Raw genomic sequence first — 23,056 nt, forward strand, 5'->3', positions numbered from 1 at the left:
GTGGCGGTGGAGAAAGTTCTCGGCCTCTAGCACTCCACGAAGTTCACCGGCACGTTGATCGCGAGGCCGCCGCTGGAGGTCTCCTTGTACTTCGAGTGCATGTCGGCCCCGGTGGACCGCATCGTCTCGATCACCTGGTCCAGGCTGACGCGGTGGGTACCGTTGCCGCGCAATGCCATCCGAGCGGCGTTGATAGCCTTGCCTGCCGAGATGGCGTTGCGTTCGATGCACGGAATCTGCACCAGTCCGCCGATGGGGTCGCACGTGAGACCGAGGCTGTGCTCCATCGCGATCTCGGCGGCGTTCTCCACCTGTTCGGGTGTGCCGCCCAGTACCTCGGCCAGACCGGCTGCGGCCATCGACGCTGCCGAACCCACCTCGCCCTGGCAACCCACTTCGGCACCGGAGATCGACGCCATCTCCTTGTAGAGCGATCCGATCGCGCCGGCGGTGAGCAGAAAACGCACTGTGCTGCCGTCGGGATCGGCGACCCCTGCCGCGGTGTAGCGGGTCGCGTAGTGCAGCACGGCCGGGATGATGCCGGCTGCGCCGTTGGTGGGTGCTGTGACGATTCGTCCGCCCGACGCGTTCTCCTCGTTGACGGCGAGTGCGACGAGATTGACCCAGTCCTCGGCGAATTCGCTCGAACGGTTCGGATCCTCGGCATCGAGCCGCAGGAACCAGTCCCGTGCTCGACGCCGCACTCCCAGGGCGCCGGGAAGGTAGCCGTCGCGGGAGATGCCGCGAACCTCGCACTCGACCATGACGTCACGGATGTGCAGCAACGCGTCCCGAATCTCCTCGTGTGTGCGGCGTTCGAGCTCGACCTCGGTCATGACGTCACTGATGCTGCAGCGCCGACGTTCACAGAGCTGAAGTAGTTCCTTGGCCGACGCGAATCCGTTCGCGGAGGCGAGGGGTGCGACGGCCTCGACGCTTTCGGCCTCGGTCACCACGAAGCCGCCACCGACGGAGAAATACACCTCGCTGTGTAGTTCGGTCGAATCCGTTGCGCGGGCAGTCAGTTTCATCCCGTTGGGGTGGAACGGCAGTACCGTCAACGGACGCAGCACGATGTCGTCGACCGCCAGGTCGATCTCTCGGTGACCACCGAAGACGATTCGGCCGGTGGCCGCCATCGATGCCTGCCGTTCTTCCATGACCTCGGTCGTGATGGTCTCGGGCGCATGGCCTTCCAGCCCCAGCAGTACGGCGGTCATGGTGCCGTGGCCGGCTCCGGTCGCGGCCAACGAGCCGTACAGATCGACCGCCAGCTCTCGAACGTCGTCGAACGCAGACATGGTTCGCAGATCGTCGACGAATCGGGCGGCCGCGCGCATCGGTCCGACGGTGTGCGAACTCGAGGGGCCGACTCCGACGGAGAAGAGGTCGAACACACTGATGGTCATGAGGTCGTCCGCACTGCGCCGGTCGGCTCGCGCATGGTCAGGTCGTCGAACGACGAGGCCGCGGGAGTCAGGACCGCGAACAGCCAGCCGGCACCGAGCGGATCGGCAGCGACGAGCGACGGGTCCTCGCGCACAGCGGGGTTGACGATCGTGACCATGCCGCTCGCCGGGGCGTACACCGTGACCGAGCCGGCGGAGGTGTGGATAGTGCCGCACGCATCACCGGCGGCGAGCACGGTACGTACCGACGGAAGATCGACGCCGATAATGTCGACCGCGTCGGCCAACGCTGCCGGCGTCACCCCCACACGGCTCGGAGTCTGGGCCGGTGAACCGAACGGGTCGACGGCCATCCAACCGTGCTCGGCGCTGAAGAGCCGACGGGCGGAGGAGAGGGATGCGGTCATGAGGTGGCCTCGGCATTCGTCGTGGATTGACCTGGGTGTGAGGGCAGTACGTCGAGCGACCGCACTGCCCGCATCACGGCCAGTGCGTCGATGGTGGCGGCGACGTCGTGAACCCGCAGGAGTGACGCCCCGTTCTGGGCCGCGAAGATCGCGGCGGCGAGTGATCCGGCGAGTCGGCCGTCGACCTCTCGTCCGGTGATGGCACCGATCATGCCCTTCCGCGACAGACCCGCCATGATCGGTCGCCCGGAAGCGGTGAGCGCCCGAAGGCCCTGCAGCAGTGTCAGATTGTGCTCGAGAGTCTTTCCGAATCCGAATCCGGGATCGACCAGGATGCGGTACGCCGGGATTCCGGCTCGGATGCATTCGGCAGCCCGGTCGTCGAGGAACTCGCACACCTCTGCGGTGACGTCGCCGTAGCGAGGGGAATTCTGCATCGTCGACGGCTCGCCCAGCATGTGCGTCAGGCATACCGCAACGTCCAGTTCGGCAGCTGCGGCGAGTGCGCCCGGAAGACGAAGAGCACGAACGTCATTGATGACGCTCGCCCCGGCGCGTACAGCCTCTCGCATCACCTCTGGCCGTGAGGTGTCGACCGACAGCGGTGTCGAGGTAAGTCTGGACAGGGCGTCGATCACCGCTACGACTCGTTCGATCTCCTCGTCGACGGTGGGTGGGGTTGCCCCCGGCCGGGTCGACTCACCGCCGATGTCGAGCAGTTCGGCACCCTCGTCGACCATCGACAGCGCATGCGCCACAGCACGATCCGAGTCCAGGAACATGCCACCGTCGGAGAACGAATCCGGGGTGACGTTGACGATCCCGCAGACGACGGGATGTGAGGTCGTCAACCGGGTCAGCAGTCGGTCGCGGGCATCGGCTGACCGGGTTGCCGTGGAGACGGTCGTGAGCACTGTGGTCACCTGTTCTCTCGCGCTAGTCCAACGGGACGATCAGACGTCGGTGTATTCCTCGGCCGCGTCGGTCAGCCAGGCTGCGAGATAGCGTGCGAACGACGAGCGCACGAGGATACGATAGTCCGTTCCGGTGTCGTCACAGGCAATGAGAATCATGCCTGCCATCGCCAGCATGGTCTGTACCGTCGACCCGGCCGGGAAGACGCGAGGGTGCAGATCGATCGAGCACCCCTTCGCCAACACGTCGCGGGCCCTGGAACCGCTCAGCCGCAGACTGGTTCGCTGTGCGGACACATCGGTTGCCGCACCGCGATGCTCACGAACGGCCGAGCCGAGACGGTGTTCGAGTTCGACCGGATCGAGGCCCGCCCCGATGATCAGCCACTCCTCCGGGCCGAGCCAGATCGCGGTGGTGTTCGCGCCCTCGGCAACGCGTCCGGGGCCGGGCAGCTCCGTGCCGAGCTCGGTCGAGGCAGCGGCACCGCCCGGCCCGCTCGGGTCGACCCACAGGTCGATCCCGGCCAGGAACGGCTCCTCCACGATGCGGACAGCAGACGAGTCCGGCAGAACTGTTTCTGCGAGTGGGCTTCTGGCGGCGAGTCGGTCAGCCATCACGGCGGTTACCTTCCGGGTCGACGAGTACGGAGCCGGTGACTTCCACGGCGACGAGGGTGTCGCCCACCGGGACGTGCAGGATGTCGCCGAGTCGGTCACGCCCGGCCTCGAGCAGGGCCAGCCCGAACGGCCTGCCCAATTCTGCGCTGGCGTAACTCGACGTGACGTGGCCGAGCATCGGAACCGGAAGCTCGGGGAGGACGCCGCTCTCGGAGTGCTCGATGATCTGCGAGCCCTCGGGGAGGACGGTCTCCCGATCGACGGGCAGGAGCCCGACGAACTGCTTGCGCAACGGGTTCCGGTTCTCGGCACGGTCGAACGAGCGCTTTCCGATGAAGTCGAGCTTCTTCTTCGATACCGCCCAGCTCATACCGAGGTCCTGTGGGGTGACGGTCCCGTCGGTGTCCTGGCCGACGATCGGGTAGCCCTTCTCGGCCCGCAGCACGTGCATGGTCTCGGTGCCGTAGGGGGTGATGCCGTACTTCTCGCCCGCATCGATCAGCCGCGACCACAGTGCGTGGGCGTGCCAAGAATCGATGTTCACTTCGAAGGCCAGTTCACCGGAGAAGCTGATGCGCGCCACGCGTACCGGCACACCGTCGACCGAGGCGTCACGCCAGGCCATGAACGGGAACGCCTCGTTGGAGACGTCGAGCTCGGGGAAGATCTCGCCGACGAGGTCGCGGGAGCGCGGTCCGACGACGGGGAACGTGGCCCACTGCTCGGTCACCGACGTCAGCCGAACCGCGAGGTGCGGCCATTCGGTCTGCAGCCACTCCTCCATCCAGTCGAGCATTCCTGCTGCGCCGCCCGTGGTGGTGAACACCTGGAATCGGTCGTCCGCCAACCGCATCACGGTGCCGTCGTCGATCACCATGCCGTCGGCACCGCACATCACGCCGTAGCGAACCATGCCGACCTTCAAGTTGCTCATCATGTTCGTGTAGAACATGTCCAGCACCACACCGGCGTCGGGGCCCTGTACGTCGATCTTGCCCAGTGTCGAACCGTCGAGCATGCCGACGCTCGCACGCACGGCCGCGCACTCGCGGAGCACGGCGTCGTGCATCTCCTCGCCGGCTAGCGGGTAGTAGCGGGGCCGCTTCCACTGTCCGACGTCCTCGAAGACCGCGCCGCGGGCGACGTGCCAATCATGCACTGCAGTAACCCGTTCCGGGTCGAAGGCCATGCCGCGGTTGCGGCCGGCCAACGCCGCGAACGCCACCGGGGTGTACGGCGGTCGGAAGGTGGTGGTGCCCAGGTTCTCCACCGGCTTGTCGAGCAGCTCCGCCACGATGCCCGAGGACACCACACCGGAGGTCTTGCCCTGATCGTGCGCGGTGCCGATCGTGGTGTAGCGCTTGATGTGTTCCATCGACGACATGCCTGCACCGACGGCGCGGACCAGATCGGCCACCGTCGCGTCTCGCTGCACGTCGACGAACTGGCTGTCGGCTCCGAAGTCGTCGCGCACCCGCCACAGCACCAGTGACTCGGTGATCGGCACGGATTCGGGTGCTGGAGGCGGTGTTTCGGTGATGTCGAAGCCGAGACGGGTCAGCACACCTGCCGCGGCCGAGTTGCCGTCGCGGAGGCATCCTGCCAGATCGAACACTCCCGAGGCCGATCCGGCTACGCTGATGCCCTCGACGTCGTCCGCCGGGACGAACGCACCGAGTTCGCCGTCGTAGCGCAGCTTTCCGCGGGCCTGGCTGAACAGGTGGACGGCGGGGTTCCAGCCACCGCTGACGAGCAGTACGTCGCACGCCACGGTGTCGGTGGCACCGTCGGCACCGGTCACCAATGCATGAGTGACGCGGGTGTCGCCGCGGGTGCCGGATACGACGCTGCCGGTGCGCACCTCGATACCGCGCTCGCGGCACGGGCCGAGCCAGTGTTCCGGTGCCTCGGAGCGGGCATCGACGATGCGCGCGATGCGGACCCCGGCGTCGTGCACATCGACGGCTGCCTTGTACGCGCTGTCGTTGGTGGTGAACACCACGGCCTCGGTTCCTACCGTCACGCCGTAGCGATGCAGGAACGTACGTGCACTGTGCGCCAACATGATTCCGGGTCGGTCGTTGTCGGTGAAGACGACGGGCCGCTCGTGGGCGCCGGTGGCCACCAGGATGTGACGCGAGCGAATACGCCAGACTCGCTGACGGCTCAGCGCTGCAGGAGCTTCCAAGCCCAGGTGATCGGTGCGACGCTCGAGGGCGAGCACGAAGCCGTCGTCGTAGGAACCGAACGCGGTGGTGCGGCGCAGCAACGTCACGTCGGGGAAGGTCGACAAGTCGGCCACCGCGTCGGCAACCCAGTCCAGGGCCGGCCGTCCGTCGATGACGTCGTCGGAGCCGAGCAGGGAGCCGCCGAATTCACTCTGATCGTCGACGACGACCACGCGAGCGCCACTGCGGGCGGCGACCAGAGCGGCCGTCAGACCGGCCGGGCCGGCGCCGACGACCAACAGGTCGGCGTGGGCGTGCGTGGCGTCGTACTTGGCGGAGTCGGAGATCTCGGCGAGACGCCCCTGTCCGGGGATGCCCCGAGCGACCAGGCCGTCGTACAGCTCGATCGTCGTGGCGAGCAGCATCGGCTCGGGGAACGGCTCCTCGATCTGTACGAGTCCGCCGGTGTCCTCGGCCCATGCAGCGGTGAATCCACGGGGCCTGCCGAGCTTGATGCTGGTGGTCACCTGATGAATACCGTTGGCGAGCAACGCAGATGCCAGCGTGTCGCCCGGGTGGCCCTGCAGGGCCGAGCCGCCGAACGTGAAGTCGAAGGTGCTCGTGCGGTCGATGCGGCCGCCGGATGCGGTGCGGAATGCGGTCATGGGTTCACCGGCTTCGGGTCGTCGAGGCGATAGACACTGTGGATTCGATAGGTGGCGGTGTCCCGCACGGCGTTGAACCAACGCCGACAGCCCGCGCTGTGGCTCCACCGTTCCGCAAAGAGCCCCTTGGGGTTGTCGCGGAAGAACACGAAGTGCGCCCACTGTTCGTCGGTCAGAGCCGAGGGATCCTCGGGGTAGGCGATGTGCGCCTGGCCGCCGTAGTGGAACTCGGTCTCTTCTCGACTCCCGCACCACGGGCATTCGATCAATTGCATTGCCACTCCAAGATTTCTCGTTCGGGTGCTGCGTGTGTCGGGGCGGAGAAACTAGTGAGCCACGCCTGCGGCACCGTGCTCGTCCACCAGCGCGCCGGTGACGAATCGGTCCAGACTGAACGGTGCGATGTACTCGTGGACCTCGTCGTTGGCGATGGTGTCGGCCAGGCACCAACCGGCACCGGGGGTGGCCTTGAATCCGCCTGTACCCCAACCGCAATTGAGGAACACGTTGTCGAACGGCGTGCGTCCGACGATGGGGGAGGCATCGGGGCAGACGTCCACGATGCCGGCCCAGGTGCGCAGCAGGTGCGCGCGAGCGAAGACGGGGAACAACTCGACTGCAGCTGCCATCTGCCGTTCGATGATGTGGAACGCACCGCGCTGGCCGTAGCCGTTGTAGGAGTCGACGCCCGCACCCATCACCAGTTCGCCCTTGTGGGCCTGAGAGACGTACACGTGCACGGCATTCGACATGACGACCGTGGGATGCACGGGCTCGAGCAACTCCGAGACGAGGGCCTGCAGCGGATGGCTCTGCAGCGGAGTCTTGATGCCGAGCATGTCCGTCAGCGTCGAGGTGTGCCCGGCTGCGCACAGCGCGACCTGGCCGGTGGCGATGTCGCCACGCGTGGTCTTGACCCCGGTGACGCGGTTGCCGTCGGTGGTGAAGCCGGTGACCTCACAGTTCTGGATGATGTCGATACCGGCCGCGTCGGCGCGTCGGGCAAATCCCCAGGCGACGTAGTCGTGCTTGGCGATGCCGGCGCGTGGCTGGTACGTCGCACCGAGCACCGGGTAGCGAATGTCGCTGGAGATGTTGACGATCGGGCACAGCTTCTTGACCTCGTCGGGGTCGACCCACTGAGCGTCGATGCCGTTGAGTCGGTTGGCCTCGACGCGTCGCACGCTGTCGCGCACGTCCTGCAGACTGTGCGCGAGGTTGAGGACGCCGCGCTGGCTGAACAGGATGGGGTAGTCGAGGTCGTCGGCGAGCCCTTCCCACAGCTTCAGCGAGTGCTCGTAGATGCGCGCGCTCTCGTCCCACAGGTAGTTGGACCGGATGAGGGTGGTGTTGCGCGCCATGTTTCCGCCGGCGAGCCACCCCTTCTCCAGCACAGCCACATTGGTGATGCCGTGGTTCTTGGCGAGGTAGTGCGCGGTGGCCAGGCCGTGTCCGCCGCCGCCGATGATCACGACGTCGTACGACTTCTTCGGCTCGGGGTTGCGCCACAGGAAGTCCGGGTGGTCGGGCAGATGTGCGCCCGGAGGGGTTACGGGGGCGGTCATCGGTAGCCTTCCGTCAGGTCGGAGTAGAGGGGGAACTGCGCGGCGACGGCTTCGACCCGGATTCGCAGTGCATCGAGTCCGCGGTCGTCGGTGTCGGGACGCAACGCGTGGGCGATGACGTCGGAGACCTCGGCGAAGGCCGTGGCGTCCAGGCCGCGGGTCGCGAGGGCCGGGGTGCCGATGCGGACTCCGGAGCTCACCATGGGTGGCCGTGGATCGAACGGAACTGCGTTGCGGTTCACGGTGATTCCGACGTGATGGAGTCTGTCCTCGGCCTGCTTGCCGTCCAGTTCGGACTTGCGCAGGTCCACGAGAACGAGGTGGACGTCGGTGCCGCCCGAGACCACGTCGATGCCTGCGGCTGCTGCGTCGTCGGTCAACAGTCGATCGGCCAAGATCTTCGCGCCTTCGAGGGTGCGCTGCTGCCGTTCCCGAAAGTCCTCTTCTGCAGCAAGTTTGAAGGCGACGGCCTTGCCGGCGATGACGTGTTCGAGGGGCCCGCCCTGCTGACCGGGAAAGACCGAGGAGTTGAACTTCTTCGCCAGCGCGGCGTCGTTGGTGATGATGACGCCGCCGCGCGGTCCGCCGAGCGTCTTGTGCGTCGTCGAGGTGACCACGTGCGCGTGCGGTACCGGTGACGGGTGCAGTCCGGCGGCGACCAGGCCGGCGAAGTGCGCCATGTCCACCATCAGGTAGGCACCGACTTCGTCTGCGATGCGGCGGAATTCGGCGAAGTCGAGGTGGCGCGGGTAGGCGGACCAACCGGCCATGATCAGCTTGGGACGGTGCTCGTGGGCGAGGCGCTCCACCTCTGCCATGTCGACGAGATGGTCGTCTTCGCGGACGTGGTAGGCCGAGACGTCGTACAGCTTGCCGGAGAAGTTCAGCTTCATGCCGTGCGTGAGGTGTCCGCCGTGGGCGAGTGCGAGACCGAGAATCGAATCGCCCGGCTGCAGCAGTGCCGCCATGGCAGCGGCATTGGCCTGCGCACCGGAGTGCGGCTGCACGTTGGCGAACGACGATCCGAACAAGGCGTTGAGCCGGTCGATCGCGAGTTGCTCGATGACGTCGACGTTTTCGCATCCGCCGTAGTAGCGCCGGCCGGGGTAGCCCTCGGCGTACTTGTTCGTCAGTACCGAACCCTGCGCCTGCATGACGGCCAAGGGTGCGAAGTTCTCGCTCGCGATCATTTCGAGGGTGTTCTGCTGGCGGCCGAGCTCGGCACTGATCGCGCGGTGCACCTCGGGGTCGAGATCGGCGAGTACTCGGTTCGTCACGCCTCTCGGGTGCGGTGCCGTCGCTGTCGGTGCGAAGTCCTGCGTCAAGATGGCCGCCCTTCTGGAAGATCAATGATCTGGAACTGATATATCAAGATGCCAATAGAGTAAGATCACAAAGCAGAGCCGTCAAGGGCGGGGCGTCGACCGGGAGTGAGCAGACAAGATGACGATCGAAATTCAGCCGGTGATGGATGCAACGCAGTTTGTCGGAACCAACGCCGATCGAGCCTACGAAATAGTGCGTGAGCAGCTGATCATGTTGGAAATTCGTCCCGGTGAACCGATCAACGACGACCGCCTGGCCGAGCAATTGGGGCTGGGGCGCACACCGATTCGTGAGGGTCTGAAACGACTCGAACGTGAGCGCCTCGTCGTCGCGTATCCCCGACGCGGAACCTTCGCGACCGCCGTCGACATGACCGACCTGGCCAACATCTCGGAGATCCGCAAGCAGCTCGAGCCGGCGGCCTCGGCTCGTGCGGCGCGGACCGCGACACGGGCGGCTCGAGACCGGCTGGCCGAGCTCGCGGCCTCCATCGCGAGCATCGACGACACCGACGATTCACGCGAGGTGCTGCGCAAAGATGTTGCGGTGCATCGAGAGATCTATCGGGCGTCGGGCAATCCTCACCTCGAAGACATTCTGGTCAGCCTCGACGCGCACGCCACGCGCATCTGGTGCCTGTTTCTCGACCGACTGCCTAACGTGGCCGGCCATGTCCGTGAGCACGTCGTGTTGCTGCAGGCGATCATCGACGGCGATGCGGACACCGCGGCCGAACTGACCCTCGAACACGTCACCGGCTTCGAGAACGCCATCAGGGAACTGCTGTAGTCGCAGCTGCGATGCGCTCGGCCGCACCGCGCAATGCGGTCGAGATGGCATACATCGCCGGGGTGTACTGACGCCTGGCGAGTGACGCGATGTAGATGACGCGCGTCGGTACCCGATCCGTGTCGGGGAAGTCGATGGTGGTGACGTCGGGTCGATGGTGAATGACCGACAACCCGGGCACCATTGCGATGCCGACACCGGCAGCCACCATGGCCTCGATCTCCTGATAGTCGTGTGCCTCGTAGACGACGTCGGGCTCGAATCCTGCTACGCGACAACTGCGATAGAGAACTTCGGCAGCCGGGTGGTCGTTGCTGCGGATGATCCATCGTGCGTCACGAAGATCGTGCAGCGACACATCGTGCTGCACCCGATCGTCGTCGATCGGCAGCAGCAGCACGGTCGGGTCTTCCATCAGCGGCTCGAGTGACAGTGATCGTTCGGCCTCTTCCGTCCAGGCATAGCTCCACAGCAGCGCCAGGTCGATTTCGCTCGAATGCAGCATGTCGAGCAACTGCGGGCGCACCGCCGATCGCACGCGGACGTCCACACCGGGCCATCGTGAGTGATAGTCCTTCAGCGCGTCCGAGAGCAGCGACGCGCTGACCGTGGGAAACGAGCCGAGTCGAACCGAACCGCGTTCGAGCCCTCGGATCGCTTCGAGGTCGCCGCTCGCGGCGCGCATCTCCCGTCGAAACAGCCGGGCGCGGCTGGTGAGGATTTCGCCGGCTTCGGTGAGTTGTACGCCGCGTGGCAGGCGGGTCAACACCGGTTGTTTGATGCCGTGTTCGAGTTTGCTGATGCGTTGGGACGCCGCGGAGGGCGTCATGTTCGCTCGTTCGGCACCTGCGGTCAGTGAGCCGGCCTCGGCGATGTCGAGAAGAAGAAACAACGTCACGACGTCGAACGTGTGGTTCATACGGATATCTTTCAGCTCAGCTAAACGACCAGGTAGCAAAACGATATTGTCCTAAAAGGCCGGCGTCAATAATGTGACAGGGACAACGTTCGAGTGCGGATGTAACCGAGCACTTACCAGCCACCTGAAAGACGCCCATGACCTCCATCGAGATCCTCCCGCTCATCGCATTGGTTGCGATGTTCGTGATCGCAACCTTCTTCCCGATCAACATCGGCATCCTCGGCTTCATCGGTGCCTTCGTGGTCGGGTACTTCGCACTGGGATTCGACGACAAGGAAATCCTGAACGAGTTCCCCAGCTCGATCGTGTTGACCATCGTCGGCGTCACCTACTTCTTCGGTATGGCCAAACGCAACGGCACCATCGATCTGTTGGTCAACAGCTGCATCAGAGCGGTGCACGGCCGGGTGACGGTCGTTCCGTGGGTGTTCTTCTTCGTCGCCTCGGTCCTGACTGCACTCGGTACCTTCAGCCCCGCCGCGGTGGCGCTGATCGTGCCTGCCGCAATGGCGTTCGCAGCTCGAACCGGCATGAGCCCGCTGGTCATGGGCATCATGGTGATCAACGGTGCCCATGCAGGCGCGTTCTCCCCGATCTCCGTCTCCGGTGTACTGGTTCGCGACATCGTCGAGAACAACGGCCTCGCCCTGAACCCGTGGACGCTGTTCTTCGCCAGCTACGGCATCAACCTGCTGCTCTCGGTGCTGACGGTTGTCGGCTACGCAGCCCTGGCCCGCATGAAGGGCTTCGAGTACACCGCAACGGGGTCCACCGATCCCGCTCCCGGTAGCGGCCCCGTCGGCGGAACGCCGGTCAAGACGTCCGTCCCCACCGGCGGCGGTACCGGCGGCGGCAGCTCGGCAGGCGGCAGCACCCAGGTGCTCACTCGTCCGACCACAACTACACTGGTCGACGCCCCGGCCCCGGTCACGTTCGTCCAGAAGCTCACGCTCTTCCTCATCGGCGCACTCCTGGTACTCGTTCTCGTACTGCACCTGCCGATCAGCTTCATTGCCATCGGAGCCGGAGCGGTTCTGGCGTTCACGGATCTGAAGAAGCAGAACGAGGCCATCGCAGACATCAGCTGGTCGACGGTTCTGCTGGTCGCCGGCATGGTCACCTACATCTCCATCCTGCAAGAAGTGGGCACCATCGATCACCTGGCCGAAATGGCGATCACCATCGGTGCTCCGATCATCGTGGCCATCGTGCTCTGCTACGTCATCGGCATCACCTCGGCGTTCGCGTCCTCCACCGCTCTGCTGGCCGCCGTCATTCCGCTGGCCATGCCGCTGCTGGGAACCGGTGCACTGCCGGTCGTCGGAGTCGTCGCTGCTCTGGCCATCTCGGCCACCGTCGTCGATGTCTCGCCCTTCTCCACCAACGGTGCGCTCGTGCTGGCCAACGCGCAGAACATCGAGCGCCCGCGCTTCTACCGTCAACTGCTGCTCAATGCAGGGATCGTCGTCGCTATCGCGCCGGCCCTGTGCTGGTTGATCCTGGTGGTCGTGCCCGAGCTGTTCTGACCGGGACGCTTGCGTTAAGCGCTCCTGCACGGCCTGAACATATTTCGTAATTGTGCTTGACCATCCTCTGTCGCAGGGTGGAAGCATCGGATCCTGATCGGAAGGCACACCAGATGTTCACTCTTCGTGGAACGTGGATGCGTGGAGGCACCAGCAAGTGCTGGCTGTTCAACGCGGTCGACATCGACCCGTACATCGCCGACGCCGGCGGTCTCGACAACATCCTGACCGCGGCCTTCGGATCGGGTGACCCGCGTCAGCTCGACGGGGTCGGGGGCGGCAGCTCCACCACCTCCAAGGCCGCCATCGTGCGACGCTCCAGCGCAGCCGGTATCGATGTCGACTACCTGTTCGCTCAGGTCGCCATCGAGAACCGCACCGTGGAGTGGGGCAGCAACTGTGGAAACTGTGCGACGGCAATCGGCCTCTACGCCGTGCAGACCGGTCTCGTCGCCGTGGACGACCACGTCACCGTGGTCCGGATGCGCAACGAGAACACCGGCGCAATTCTGGCGGCGGAGATTGCGACCCCCGGCGGACGCATTCCTGCCGAGGGCGACGCGTCCGTCCCCGGCACCACGGCTCTCGGCGTCCCGGTGGGGTTGACCTTCACCGATCCGGCCTCGGATCGAGTGACGATGCTTCCCACCGGTGCCGAGGTCGATCGAGTCGCTCTCGGCGGCAACGAGTTCCGCGGAACGTTCGTTCGGGCGGGCGCACCCGCCGCATTGTTCGACGCCGCCGATTTCGGATTGACCGGGTCGGAGCCCAACGATGTCGTCGCCGCTCACGTCCCCACTCTGATCGCGCTACGCCGACAGGCCGCTCTGCGGATGGGGCTGAGCAAGCCCGAAGAACCTGTTTCGCATGCCATTCCGAAGGTCGGGATCGTCGGCCCGCCGCGGGAGTACGTGACGACGACGGGTGAGCACGTTGCCTCCGCCGACTACGACATCTCGGTACGCATGCTCTCGATGATGGCTCCGCACCCGGCGATCGGACTGACTTCCGCGGTGGCCGTGGCCGCAGCGGCGACGGTCATCGGTGGGGTCGTCACCGCCAACGCAGGGTCCGGCCGTCCAGGAACAATTCGGATCGGCACCGCCGCGGGAGTGCTCGAGGTCGACTACACGGTGGACGGCAACGGGTTACTTCAATCGGTCACCCTGCACCGCGCAGTGCGACGCATCGCCACCGCAGACCTCTTCGTAGTGCCGATGCCGGCTCTGGTCGGTGCGCACGCGTTCTGAGCAGCTTCCCTCGTGCGCGTTTTGCGTACCTGGAGGCGCGCAAAACGCGCACGACGGTAGCTACACACCACCGAGGACCGCGTCGACCAGACTTTCTGCGTAGACGCGGTCCTCGGTGTCGCCTCGATCGGCATCGGTGTGATGCGAGAAGATGACATGGCTGAGAACCGCTCCTGTCACCAGTTCGAGAATCCTGGTGGTATCGGCCGACTCGGGTAATTCGCCCCGTTTCTGGGCTCGGTGCACGATCAGCCGGGCCGCAACCAGTCGGCTTCGGTTGAGTGTGTCGATCATGTGCCCGAGTAGGTCGGGGTGCACCCGCGCATCGAGGGCGACGCGCAGGCTGACGAGACCGGCCGTTCCTCGGTAGCCCTGCAGAAGCTGCACCGCCAATTCGACGAGATCCGCCCGCAGGTTGCCGAGGTCGATCGGTGTCGCGAGCGGACTTCGAGCTTCGAGCGCATCGACGACCAAGGCCCCCTTCGATTCCCAGCGTCGGTAGAGCGCCGCCCTGCCGACGGACGCGCGGCGGGCAACGGCGTCGAGCGTGAAACCCGACCAGCCTTTCTCCCAGTAGACCTCGAGCACTGCGTCGTAGACGCGGTCCTCCAGATCAGGATCACGCGGCCTACCCCGTCGGCTCCTGGTTTTGTCGGTCACCCAGGGATTGTGACACCTACCCGGCATTGCGGACAATCTGTGTCTGTAATAGGTTCCCGGTCATGAGTTCAGTACGCCACGAGGCGTCGACGGTGGATCCGAGACGTGTTCCGGTGATCGTGGCTATCGGTGAGACAAGCGGCCGCGGCGAACCCATGGGCGTCGAACCCATGGAACTGATCACGCGCGCTGCCACCGAGGCACTCCAGGATTCGCCGACGTCGGAGCCGTGGATTCGCAGAGCGGACAGCATCACGTTCTGCCACATCGCCAGCTGGGCTTACGCCAGTCCCGCCGCTGCGCTGGCCCGTAGATTCGGTGCCACCCCCACAGATGTGTTCGACGCGCCGATCGGTGGCCAGTGGCCCGCGCGCCTTCTCGATCGCGCAGCCTCGCGCATTGCGTCCGGGGAGTCGACGGTAGCGGTGATCGCGGGCGGTGAAGCGCAGGCCTCGATGGGTGCCTTGGTCAAGGCCGGGCGAGAGCCCGTGCGGGATGGGGGATGGAGCGCGGACCCGGGAGGTCCGCCCACCTTCGACCTCGATCAACTCGGAAGTGCCGCAATGCAAGACGCCGGACTGATCACTCCGGTTCGGATCTATCCCTTGTTCGAGAGCCGCTTCAGATTCGAGGCCGGACTGGATCCGGAGTCTCGACTGGCCGAGTGCAGCGACCTGTATGCGGAGTTTTCCGTTGTCGCCCAGAAGAACCCGTACTCGTGGAACGGGCGAGTGCGGACGGCTGCCGACATCGGCACGCCGTCGCCGAAGAACCGCATCGTGTGCGAGCCGTATCCGTTGTCGATGAACGCCATGCCCTTCGTCGACCAGGCAGCGTGCATCGTGGTGACCAGCTTGGCCGAAGCCCGAGAACGCGGTGTTCCCGAGGGCGACATCGTGTTCGTCTGGGGTGGTGCGGGTGCCGAGGATTCGGTCGACATTCTCGACCGCAGCGATTTCGGCCGGTCTCCAGCGATGGAGGATGCGATGGACCGAGCCTTGCGCGCCGCAGAGATCGGAGTCGAACAACTCGACGCGGTCGACGTGTACAGCTGCTTCCCGATCGTGCCGACCCTCGCCACCCGACACCTCGGAACGCCGAAATCATTGGTACCCAGTGTGACCGGTGGTCATTCGTCCTTCGGTGGTCCCCTCAGTAGTCATTCGCTGCATTCGATCACCGCATCCGTCCGCGAGATTCGCGGCGGCAAGAACTGCGCACTGGTGCACGCGAACGGTGGCTATATGACGTATCACCACTCGGTGCTGCTCGGTGGCGACCAGCACCCACAGGGCTACGTAGGAAATCCCGAACCCGCAGTGCTGACGCCGGATTCACCGCCTCGTGCACCTGTACAGGACGGGACTCTCGTGGTGGAGACAGTGTCCGTCGAGCATTCTCGGCAGCAGGAACCGAACCAGGCGTTCCTCGTCGCGAGAGACGAACGCGGACGACGCGTCGCCGCACAGACGGCACCCGGGGACACGGCCAGCGCCCGTGCGCTGTCCCTGTATCGAACCGACCCGGCACGCGAAATCATCGGGACCACAGTCACTGTCGACACCATCGAGGGGAACATCCGTGTCCGAAGCAGCTAGCACCGAACCTGTCGTACTGACCAGGCGGGAAGGTCACGTACTCGTCGTCACCATCAACCGACCGCGAGCTGCCAACAGCATCGACGCCCGCGTGCACACGTTGCTCGGGGAGGCGTGGGAGTCCGCCGAGGCAGATCGAGACATCCGAGCCATCGTCCTGACCGGCGCGGGATCGGCGACTTTCTGTGGCGGTGCCGATCTGAAGGCCCTCGGCACCGGAGGACCCGGCGCGGTGACCCCGCCCGAGACCGAGCACTGGGGGTTCGCCGGCATTGTGCAACACCCGATCTCGGTCCCGGTCATCGCGGCCGTGAACGGGTCGGCGATGGGAGGAGGAACCGAGATCGCGCTGGTCTCGGACATGGTCGTCGCGTCGGACACGGCAGTGTTCGGCCTGCCCGAGATCCGGCGTGGTCTCATCGCTGGTGCAGGTGGCGCTTTTCGGCTGATGTCCGCGGTGCCGGAACACATTGCCCTGGAGATGATCTTGACCGGACAGCCGATCTCCGCGCAGGAAGCCGCACGGTGGGGATTGGTCAACAGAGTTGTGGCCCCGACCGAGGTCCTCGACACCGCCCTCGAACTCGCTCGGCTCTGTGCTGAAGGCGCTCCGCTGGCGGTGCGCGCATCCAAGCGTCTGGCCCGACGTATCACCGACGGTGCCATCGCGCACGAGAAAGATTCGTGGGCACAGAACCGTCAGGAATTGGATCGACTCACCACCACGCAGGACGTCGTCGAAGGAATCACCGCATTCCTACAGAAACGCGATCCGACATGGACCGCGCAGTGAACGCACGGCCGTGAGCGTGGGAAATCCAAGCTTTACTCAGGCGGTTGCAGTGCGGGAGGCACCGTCGAAAGCCGAGTGATCCTCCCGCAGTGTTCCTCTATCGGGCAGTGACCTGCTCGTGCTCGTCGCTTGTGGGATTCTCGGTCCAGGGATTGGCTTCCCAGGCGAAATTCAGTCCGAAGACGACGCCCGCACCGACCAGAACCATCGATGCGGCTCGCCAGAGCGGGATGTCCCCGCCGACGCCCCAGAGAATTGCCAGCGCGACGATGGCACCCACGACCGGGCTCAATATCGCGCGTGTGGTGGCGTTCATGAAGTGCCTCCTGATTGTTGTCGTCCGGGCGGCTCGTTCGAGGTCGATTGAGCTCTCCGTTACGTACCAGAAGTAACGATAATGGAGCCGAAGGTTCCACGCACCCGCGTGGTCGGCTTTCGCAACCAGGCGCTCGAGCCCGCGAACAGCTGCTGGGCCGAAAGCGGAATGGAAGGCCGAGGGGCCAGTAGCTACGTACCCAGGTTCTGTGATCGCATGACCCCATACGTACCTCGACATCCACCCGACTGATCACCGTGATCGCGGCGGCAACGTTGACGGCAGGCGTCGCGTGCTCCTCGACGACCACTACCGAGCCACCGCAATCCGCAGCGAGTACATCTCGGACCACGACCGATCAGGCCATGGCCGAACAGTCATATTCTCAGCTCGAGGCGAGGGACAGCGCTCGGCTCGGCGTCAGCGCACTCGATCTCACGTCCGGATCCATCCAGAGTTATCGCGGTGACGAACGTTTCGCGTTCTGCTCGACGTTCAAGGTGTACGCCGTCGGTGCCGTACTCGCTGCCGTCGACGCAGGCAGGCTGCAGCTGACCGACACCAGAACAATCGCCGCAGAGGACAAGGTGCCCGAGTCGGCCGTCGATTGGGCACCCGGCTCGGTCGTCACCCTCGCAGATCTCGCCTCCGCAGCGTTGACGAAGAGCGACAACACATCCGGCAATCTGCTGATACGTGAAGCAGGTGGCACAGCGGCGCTCACCGACTTCGCGCGATCGCTCGGCGACACCGAATTTCGCCTTGATCGCACCGAGCCGGAGTTGAACACGGCCATCCCGGACGACCCTCGGGACACCACAACTCCGAACTCGATGGCCGCCGGCTACCGGACCCTGCTCGACGGCGACGCACTGACGCAGGCATCACGACAGCAGTTGCTGGACTGGATGGCGGGCAACCAAACCTCCACGGCCCGCTTCCGCGCGGGCATTCCCCCGCAGTGGACGTCGGCCGACAAGACCGGAACCGGTAGCTACGGTGTCTCCAACGACGCGGGTCTGGTGCTAGGACCCGAAGGTCAGAAGATTCTGCTCGTCGTCCTCAGTGCTACGACGTCGGGTGCGGAGGACTCACCGGCCATGAACGCCCTTGTCGCCGATACGACTCGGACGGTCGTCGAACAGCTGGATTGACGTCAGTTCTCGGATCGGCGGACGGCGTCGACGAGGGGTACGAGGTCCGGTTCACGTGCTGCTTCGTCGAGGGCCTCACGCAGGGCCGCGTCGTTGGTCGGCCGCGCTGCCTCGAGCAGAGCCAGGCCTTCGTCACTGACGTCGGTGTAGATGCCGCGGCGGTCGGTGGGGCAGAGGTACCGGGTGAGCAGCCCGCGGTCCTCGAGGCGGGTGACCAGACGGGTCGTTGCACTATGGCTCAGGACGACGGCGTCGGCCACCTGCTTCATCTGCAGGTGTCCGCCCACCCCGTCGTGCTGACGTGCCAGGACGTCGAGCAGCCAATACTCGCGAGCGCTGAGGTTGTGGCCGGCCTGCAGAGCCTTCTCGATGCGGCTCTCGATGCGACCGTGCAGGACCGACAACGCCAGCCAGTTCTGGGCCAGCGCCGTCAGGGCGGGGTCCTTCGCCGTCATTGCTGCGCCTTCCGTGCCGATGCTCGTACAGCCACCGTACAGCGCCTGCCGTTAATCGGCGTCTGCAACTACATCGGTCGGCGGGCGACGATGCGTCGAGCATGCGCCAGCACCGGTGCGTCCACCATCTGACCTCGGAAGGCGAACACCCCGCGATTGTGCTCGACGGCGTCGAGTACGGCTGTGGCCCAGTCCATTTCCTCGACCGTGGGCGCATAGGCCTCGCGAATGACGGGGATGTGGCTGGGGTGGATGGCCACTTTGCCGTCGAAGCCCACGGCTACAGCGTCGTCGGCCTCGGAGCGCACCCCGTCGAGATCGGGGATGTCGAGGTAGACCGAATCGAGCGCGAACAGTCCCCGCGCCTTGGCGGCCAGCAATGTCTGCGATCGAACATGCTGTGCGACATCGCGGTAGCGGCCGTCGCCCAGTCGACTCGAATTCCCGCCCATCGCAGCGACCAGATCCTCGGCACCCCACATGGCACCGATGGCATTGTCGGCTGCGAGTGCGTCGAACACCGTCATCGCCCCGAGGGGGGATTCGATCAGTGCGACGACATTCAGTGAGGCCAGAGCTGTTATCTGAGCGGCAGATTCACACTTGGGCAACATGACGGTCGTGTACTCGGTGCGCTGCAACGCGTCGAGGTCGGCGGCCTGGTCCTCGGTGCCGTGTGCATTGACTCGAACGATGGTGCGCGACGGGTCCAGCGGTGTCGACACCACGGACTCGCGAGCGCCGGCTTTGTCCGCGGCACCGACAGCGTCCTCGAGATCCAGAATGACGACATCGGCTCGGGCCGCTGCCTTCTCGTATCGCTCGGGTCGATCAGCGGGACAGAACAGCCACGCCGGGCCAGGGGGAATCCAGGTCATGACGCGTCGTCCTCGGGTCGCATCCGGACGAGAGTCTTGCGGACGGCAATCGCTACGACGTCACCGTGTTGATTTCGACCGGTGTGGGTGAACGTCACGATTCCCTCGCCGGGGCGGGACTTGGATTCGCGCTTGTCCGAGATCACCGTCTCCGCGTAGAGGGTGTCGCCGTGAAACAGCGGCTTCGGGAAGGAGACCTCGGAGAAGCCGAGATTGGCGACAATCGTGCCCTGGGTCAGCTGCGTCACCGACAATCCGACGAGGGTGGACACGGTGAACATCGAATTCACCAGCCGTTGACCGAAAGATGTTGTCTCACTGTAGGCGGCATCGAGATGCAGGGCCTGGGTGTTCATCGTCTGTGTGGTGAACGATGTGTTGTCGGCCTCGGTGATGGTCCGTCCGGGGCGATGTTCGTAGACGGTACCGAGCTTCATCTCCTCGAACCACAGGCCGCGTTGCCGAATGCGCTTGTCGCTCATAGCCCCAGGCTCCGCGCGATGAGCATCAGCTGAACCTCGGTGGTGCCTTCACCGATTTCGAGGATCTTGCTGTCGCGGTAGTGACGGGCGACGACATATTCGTTCATGAACCCGTAGCCGCCGTGAATCTGCGTCGCGTCGCGGGCGTTGTCCATCGCAGCCTCGGAGGCCACGAGCTTGGCGATGGACGCGGCCTTCTTGAAAGGCTTGCCCGCCAACATCAGTGCCGCCGCGTCGTAGTACGCCGTCCGCGCGGTGTGTGCGCGTGCCTCCATGCGGGCGATCTTGAACGAGATCGCCTGATTGCGGGCAATCGGAGCGCCGAATGCCTCGCGCTCCTTGGCGTACTTGACGCTCTCGTCGACGCAACCCTGAGCCGCACCGACCGATACGGCAGCAATGGCGATCCGGCCCTCGTCGAGGATGTGCAGGAAGTTCGCGTACCCGCGGCCTTCCTGGCCGAGCAGGTTCTCCTGCGGGACTCGTACATCGGTGAAGCTGAGCGGGTGTGTGTCCGAGGCATTCCAGCCGACCTTGTTGTACGCCGCTTCGGCCACGAACCCGGGCGTGTCGGTGGGCACCAGGATCGACGAGATCTGCTTGCGTCCTGTTGTCTCGTCGACGCCGGTCACAGCGGTGACGGTCACGAGTTCGGTGATGTCGGTGCCGGAGTTGGTGATGAACTGCTTGCTGCCGTTGATGATCCAGTCACCGCCGTCGCGCTTGGCGGTGGTCTTGGTGCCGCCCGCGTCGCTACCGGCACCCGGCTCGGTCAACCCGAAGGCAGCCAGTGCCTTGCCTGCAGTGAGCTTGGGCAGCCACTGCTGCTTCTGCTCGTCGTTGCCGAAGCGGTAGACGGGCATGGCTCCGAGCGAGACGCCTGCCTCGAGTGTCACCGCGACGCTCTGATCGACCTTGCCGAGCTCTTCGAGTGCCAGGCACAGGGCGAAGTAGTCGCCGCCCATGCCGCCGTACTCCTCGGGGAAGGGCAGACCGAAGAGGCCCATCTCGGCCATCCCTGCGACCACCTCGTACGGAAAGGAGTGCTCGGCATCGTGTTTCGCCGAGACCGGCGCGACGACGGTGCGGGTGAAGTCCGCCACGGATTTGACCAGTTGCTGGTATTCGTCGGGCAGATTGGACGACGACAGATGTTCGGTCATGACTTGTCCTCTTCGGTGTCGGTGGGAACGATGCGGGCGAGGACCTGGTCGACGCGGACCTGATCTCCTACTGCGACTGTGAGTTCGACGGTGCCGTCGATGGGCGTGGTCAAGGTGTGTTCCATCTTCATCGCCTCGACGACGACGATGGCCGTGCCTGCGGTGACGGCGCTGCCGGAGGTCGTTCCGATCGCGATGATGGAACCCGGCATCGGCGAGAGGATCTCTGCGTCACCGGACTGCGTGTCGTCCTCGCGCACATTGGGTTCGGCGATTCGATCGATTCTCCAGGTGCCGCGTGAGCTGGATACCCAGGTGGACGATTCGTTTCGGGCCACGGTCATCGACTCGCGTCGATCGTCGAGAACGAGGTCGATGGAATCCTCGATAGCGGAGGCTCGCAGTCGGCGCGGTTCTTCGTCGTCGTCGACGACGACCGTCGCCGCATCGAGTGTCCCGGTGATGGACACGTGCGCGGTTCGAGTGCCGGACGTCAGCCGGAGCTGGAACGGTGCGTGCGCTCCCACCCGCCATCCCGACGGCATTCCCCAGATGTCCTGGCCCGCCTCCTGCCACGTGTCGAGCCAGGCGACGGTGGCTGCGGCGATCATCGCCTCGTCCGGGGCGTCGGCGGCAACGAAATCCTCGACGCGGCGGTCCAGTAGGCCGGTGTCGAGATTGCCGGCACGGACCTCGGTGTCGGCGAGCAGGAATCGAGCGAACTCGGTGTTGGTGACGACGCCGAGTACCGAGGTATCGGCCAGGGCACGATCCAGGCTGCGCAGCGCTGTGCTGCGATCGGGGCCGTGTGCGATGACTTTCGAGAGCATGGGGTCGTAATTGCTGCCCACCTCGGTGCCGACGGCGAGACCGGAGTCGACGCGGATGCCCGTGCCGGTGGGCTCGCGCAACCCGACGACGGTGCCGCCGGTCGGGAGGAATCCGCGGCCGGGATCCTCGGCGTAGACGCGCGCCTCGATGGCGTGTCCGGTCAGTCGAATATCGTTCTGACTCAGCGTCAGTGACTCGCCGGCGGCGATCCTGACCTGCCACTCCACGAGGTCGATGCCCGTGACCATCTCGGTCACCGGGTGTTCCACCTGTAGTCGAGTGTTCATCTCCATGAAGAAGAAGTCATCGGGGTGGTCGGCGGAGACGATGAACTCCACGGTGCCGGCACCGGAGTAGTCGACGCTGCGAGCGGTGTTGCAGGCAGCCTCGCCGATACGCGCTCGGGTCTGCGCGTCGAGCAGTGGGGACGGCGCTTCTTCGATGACCTTCTGATGGCGTCGCTGCAGGCTGCATTCGCGCTCACCGAGGTGGATGACGTTGCCGTGACCGTCGGCGAGGATCTGCACCTCGATGTGCCGGGGCCGCAACACGAATCGCTCGAGGAACAGCGTGCCGTCGCCGAACGAGGAGGCCGCCTCGCGGCGGGCACTGGCCAGCGCGGCAGGCAGATCCTCGGCGCGCTCGACCAGACGCATGCCCTTGCCGCCGCCACCCGCGGACGGTTTGACCAGGACCGGGAATCCGACGTCGGGTGCACCGGCGATCAGGTCGTCGTCGGATAGTCCCGGTCGCGAGATGCCGGGTACAACCGGGACACCGAAGGCGCTGACCGCGGCCTTGGCGGCGATCTTGTCGCCCATCACCTCGATGGCCTTCTCCGGCGGCCCGAGGAAGGCGATTCCGGCTTCGACGCAGGCCGCAGCAAAGTGGGAGTTCTCCGAGAGGAAGCCGTAGCCGGGGTGAATTCCCTGTGCGCCGGTGGCTTTCGCGGCGGCGATCACCTTGTCGATGTCGAGGTAGCTCTCGCGTGCGCTGGCAGGGCCGAGTCGTACCGCGGTATCGGCTTCGCGGACGTGCCGGGCGTCGGCGTCCGGATCGCTGTAGACGGCGACGGTCCGAATGCCCATGCGGCGCAACGTTCGAGCGACGCGTACCGCGATCTCACCGCGGTTGGCGATCAGAATGGTGTCCAACATCGTGGTCATC

Annotated in this window: 22 protein-coding genes; 6 read left to right on the plus strand and 16 right to left on the minus strand. The window is 65.4% G+C overall.

The genetic code is table 11. The features are described 5' to 3' along the window. Window positions 1–26: 26 nt before the first annotated feature. The 8 genes from RFA01S_RS02735 to glyA are packed head-to-tail and all read right to left on the minus strand — an operon-like array spanning window position 27 to window position 9,023. Window positions 27–1,409 carry an L-serine ammonia-lyase gene (locus RFA01S_RS02735; RefSeq protein ID WP_032408348.1) on the minus strand — a complete coding sequence of 461 codons (1,383 nt, stop codon included), beginning with the start codon at window positions 1,407–1,409 and terminating at the stop codon, window positions 27–29. Further along, entirely contained in the window at window positions 1,406–1,816 is a 411-nt protein-coding gene (locus RFA01S_RS02740) for a glycine cleavage system protein H (RefSeq protein ID WP_052060915.1), read from the minus strand. Before RFA01S_RS02740 ends, RFA01S_RS02735 begins: the two co-directional genes overlap by 4 nt. Continuing rightward, the gene (folP, locus tag RFA01S_RS02745) at window positions 1,813–2,739 is read right to left on the minus strand and encodes a dihydropteroate synthase (RefSeq protein ID WP_230591096.1); all 927 of its coding nucleotides are present in this window, start codon (window positions 2,737–2,739) and stop codon (window positions 1,813–1,815) included. The genes RFA01S_RS02740 and folP overlap by 4 nt, the downstream gene beginning before the upstream one ends. Window positions 2,740–2,769: 30 nt before the next feature. Continuing rightward, window positions 2,770–3,345 carry a sarcosine oxidase subunit gamma gene (locus RFA01S_RS02750; RefSeq protein ID WP_032408349.1) on the minus strand — a complete coding sequence of 192 codons (576 nt, stop codon included), beginning with the start codon at window positions 3,343–3,345 and terminating at the stop codon, window positions 2,770–2,772. Further along, window positions 3,338–6,181 (minus strand): 2Fe-2S iron-sulfur cluster-binding protein, encoded by a 2,844-nt coding sequence (locus tag RFA01S_RS02755; protein ID WP_032408350.1) that lies wholly within the window; start codon window positions 6,179–6,181, stop codon window positions 3,338–3,340. Before RFA01S_RS02755 ends, RFA01S_RS02750 begins: the two co-directional genes overlap by 8 nt. Further along, entirely contained in the window at window positions 6,178–6,456 is a 279-nt protein-coding gene (locus RFA01S_RS02760) for a sarcosine oxidase subunit delta (RefSeq protein ID WP_027494732.1), read from the minus strand. The genes RFA01S_RS02755 and RFA01S_RS02760 overlap by 4 nt, the downstream gene beginning before the upstream one ends. 51 nt (window positions 6,457–6,507) lie before the next feature. Beyond that, window positions 6,508–7,746, minus strand: coding sequence for a sarcosine oxidase subunit beta family protein (locus RFA01S_RS02765; protein WP_027494731.1), 1,239 nt, complete (start codon window positions 7,744–7,746; stop codon window positions 6,508–6,510). After that, window positions 7,743–9,023, minus strand: coding sequence for a serine hydroxymethyltransferase (glyA, locus tag RFA01S_RS02770; protein WP_027494730.1), 1,281 nt, complete (start codon window positions 9,021–9,023; stop codon window positions 7,743–7,745). Before glyA ends, RFA01S_RS02765 begins: the two co-directional genes overlap by 4 nt. Before the next feature lie 166 nt (window positions 9,024–9,189). Here glyA and RFA01S_RS02775 point away from each other — a divergent pair, with 166 nt between their 5' ends. Then, window positions 9,190–9,861 (plus strand): GntR family transcriptional regulator, encoded by a 672-nt coding sequence (locus RFA01S_RS02775; RefSeq protein WP_027494729.1) that lies wholly within the window; start codon window positions 9,190–9,192, stop codon window positions 9,859–9,861. On the opposite strand, the gene RFA01S_RS02780 is transcribed toward RFA01S_RS02775, so the two are convergent. Continuing rightward, window positions 9,845–10,780, minus strand: coding sequence for a LysR family transcriptional regulator (locus RFA01S_RS02780; RefSeq protein ID WP_027494728.1), 936 nt, complete (start codon window positions 10,778–10,780; stop codon window positions 9,845–9,847). The genes RFA01S_RS02775 and RFA01S_RS02780 overlap by 17 nt on opposite strands. Window positions 10,781–10,917: 137 nt before the next feature. Between RFA01S_RS02780 and RFA01S_RS02785 the strand changes: the two genes are divergently transcribed. After that, complete coding sequence (locus RFA01S_RS02785; RefSeq protein ID WP_032373557.1) at window positions 10,918–12,309, plus strand: SLC13 family permease; 1,392 nt, start codon at window positions 10,918–10,920, stop codon at window positions 12,307–12,309. Between the two features lie 113 nt (window positions 12,310–12,422). Continuing rightward, complete coding sequence (locus RFA01S_RS02790) at window positions 12,423–13,559, plus strand: PrpF domain-containing protein (protein WP_032408518.1); 1,137 nt, start codon at window positions 12,423–12,425, stop codon at window positions 13,557–13,559. A gap of 60 nt (window positions 13,560–13,619) precedes the next feature. Here the strand turns inward: RFA01S_RS02790 and RFA01S_RS02795 are convergent, their stop codons facing one another. Then, entirely contained in the window at window positions 13,620–14,219 is a 600-nt protein-coding gene (locus RFA01S_RS02795; RefSeq protein WP_032368726.1) for a TetR/AcrR family transcriptional regulator, read from the minus strand. Between the two features lie 62 nt (window positions 14,220–14,281). On the opposite strand from RFA01S_RS02795, the gene RFA01S_RS02800 reads away from it, so the two are divergent. Beyond that, window positions 14,282–15,817 (plus strand): acetyl-CoA acetyltransferase, encoded by a 1,536-nt coding sequence (locus RFA01S_RS02800; protein WP_238325186.1) that lies wholly within the window; start codon window positions 14,282–14,284, stop codon window positions 15,815–15,817. Next, window positions 15,801–16,610: an enoyl-CoA hydratase/isomerase family protein gene (locus tag RFA01S_RS02805; protein ID WP_032382313.1), complete on the plus strand. Its 810-nt coding sequence runs from the start codon at window positions 15,801–15,803 to the stop codon at window positions 16,608–16,610. The genes RFA01S_RS02800 and RFA01S_RS02805 overlap by 17 nt, the downstream gene beginning before the upstream one ends. Window positions 16,611–16,707: 97 nt before the next feature. Here RFA01S_RS02805 and RFA01S_RS02810 read toward each other — a convergent pair whose 3' ends face one another. Further along, a complete protein-coding gene (locus RFA01S_RS02810) occupies window positions 16,708–16,926 on the minus strand; it encodes a hypothetical protein (protein ID WP_027494722.1) in 219 nt (72 codons plus the stop codon). 257 nt (window positions 16,927–17,183) lie between these two features. Between RFA01S_RS02810 and bla the strand changes: the two genes are divergently transcribed. Continuing rightward, a complete protein-coding gene (bla, locus tag RFA01S_RS02815; RefSeq protein WP_238325187.1) occupies window positions 17,184–18,080 on the plus strand; it encodes a class A beta-lactamase in 897 nt (298 codons plus the stop codon). Between the two features lie 2 nt (window positions 18,081–18,082). Here the strand turns inward: bla and RFA01S_RS02820 are convergent, their stop codons facing one another. From RFA01S_RS02820 to RFA01S_RS02840, 5 genes are all read right to left on the minus strand, one after another. After that, window positions 18,083–18,535 carry a MarR family winged helix-turn-helix transcriptional regulator gene (locus RFA01S_RS02820; protein WP_032408353.1) on the minus strand — a complete coding sequence of 151 codons (453 nt, stop codon included), beginning with the start codon at window positions 18,533–18,535 and terminating at the stop codon, window positions 18,083–18,085. Window positions 18,536–18,603: 68 nt separating this feature from the next. After that, window positions 18,604–19,413 carry an HpcH/HpaI aldolase/citrate lyase family protein gene (locus RFA01S_RS02825; protein ID WP_032408354.1) on the minus strand — a complete coding sequence of 270 codons (810 nt, stop codon included), beginning with the start codon at window positions 19,411–19,413 and terminating at the stop codon, window positions 18,604–18,606. After that, entirely contained in the window at window positions 19,410–19,895 is a 486-nt protein-coding gene (locus RFA01S_RS02830; RefSeq protein ID WP_032408355.1) for a MaoC family dehydratase, read from the minus strand. Before RFA01S_RS02830 ends, RFA01S_RS02825 begins: the two co-directional genes overlap by 4 nt. Further along, window positions 19,892–21,058, minus strand: coding sequence for an acyl-CoA dehydrogenase family protein (locus RFA01S_RS02835; RefSeq protein ID WP_032408356.1), 1,167 nt, complete (start codon window positions 21,056–21,058; stop codon window positions 19,892–19,894). Before RFA01S_RS02835 ends, RFA01S_RS02830 begins: the two co-directional genes overlap by 4 nt. Beyond that, window positions 21,055–23,055: an acetyl/propionyl/methylcrotonyl-CoA carboxylase subunit alpha gene (locus RFA01S_RS02840; protein WP_032408519.1), complete on the minus strand. Its 2,001-nt coding sequence runs from the start codon at window positions 23,053–23,055 to the stop codon at window positions 21,055–21,057. Before RFA01S_RS02840 ends, RFA01S_RS02835 begins: the two co-directional genes overlap by 4 nt. Window position 23,056: the final 1 nt, after the last annotated feature.

Source organism: Rhodococcoides fascians NBRC 12155 = LMG 3623 (assembly GCF_001894785.1).
GTDB lineage: Bacteria > Actinomycetota > Actinomycetes > Mycobacteriales > Mycobacteriaceae > Rhodococcoides > Rhodococcoides fascians.

Excerpts from the sequence above, each read along its gene's own strand:
- RFA01S_RS02735 (WP_032408348.1), bottom strand. The coding sequence starts at position 1,409 with ATGACCATCAGTGTGTTCGACCTCTTCTCCGTCGGAGTCGGCCCCTCG.
- RFA01S_RS02740 (WP_052060915.1), bottom strand. The coding sequence starts at position 1,816 with ATGACCGCATCCCTCTCCTCCGCCCGTCGGCTCTTCAGCGCCGAGCAC.
- RFA01S_RS02750 (WP_032408349.1), bottom strand. The coding sequence starts at position 3,345 with ATGGCTGACCGACTCGCCGCCAGAAGCCCACTCGCAGAAACAGTTCTG.
- RFA01S_RS02755 (WP_032408350.1), bottom strand. The coding sequence starts at position 6,181 with ATGACCGCATTCCGCACCGCATCCGGCGGCCGCATCGACCGCACGAGC.
- RFA01S_RS02760 (WP_027494732.1), bottom strand. The coding sequence starts at position 6,456 with ATGCAATTGATCGAATGCCCGTGGTGCGGGAGTCGAGAAGAGACCGAG.
- RFA01S_RS02765 (WP_027494731.1), bottom strand. The coding sequence starts at position 7,746 with ATGACCGCCCCCGTAACCCCTCCGGGCGCACATCTGCCCGACCACCCG.
- RFA01S_RS02775 (WP_027494729.1), top strand. The coding sequence starts at position 9,190 with ATGACGATCGAAATTCAGCCGGTGATGGATGCAACGCAGTTTGTCGGA.
- RFA01S_RS02780 (WP_027494728.1), bottom strand. The coding sequence starts at position 10,780 with ATGAACCACACGTTCGACGTCGTGACGTTGTTTCTTCTTCTCGACATC.
- RFA01S_RS02785 (WP_032373557.1), top strand. The coding sequence starts at position 10,918 with ATGACCTCCATCGAGATCCTCCCGCTCATCGCATTGGTTGCGATGTTC.
- RFA01S_RS02790 (WP_032408518.1), top strand. The coding sequence starts at position 12,423 with ATGTTCACTCTTCGTGGAACGTGGATGCGTGGAGGCACCAGCAAGTGC.
- RFA01S_RS02800 (WP_238325186.1), top strand. The coding sequence starts at position 14,282 with ATGAGTTCAGTACGCCACGAGGCGTCGACGGTGGATCCGAGACGTGTT.
- RFA01S_RS02810 (WP_027494722.1), bottom strand. The coding sequence starts at position 16,926 with ATGAACGCCACCACACGCGCGATATTGAGCCCGGTCGTGGGTGCCATC.
- RFA01S_RS02820 (WP_032408353.1), bottom strand. The coding sequence starts at position 18,535 with ATGACGGCGAAGGACCCCGCCCTGACGGCGCTGGCCCAGAACTGGCTG.
- RFA01S_RS02825 (WP_032408354.1), bottom strand. The coding sequence starts at position 19,413 with ATGACCTGGATTCCCCCTGGCCCGGCGTGGCTGTTCTGTCCCGCTGAT.
- RFA01S_RS02830 (WP_032408355.1), bottom strand. The coding sequence starts at position 19,895 with ATGAGCGACAAGCGCATTCGGCAACGCGGCCTGTGGTTCGAGGAGATG.
- RFA01S_RS02835 (WP_032408356.1), bottom strand. The coding sequence starts at position 21,058 with ATGACCGAACATCTGTCGTCGTCCAATCTGCCCGACGAATACCAGCAA.
- RFA01S_RS02840 (WP_032408519.1), bottom strand. The coding sequence starts at position 23,055 with ATGACCACGATGTTGGACACCATTCTGATCGCCAACCGCGGTGAGATC.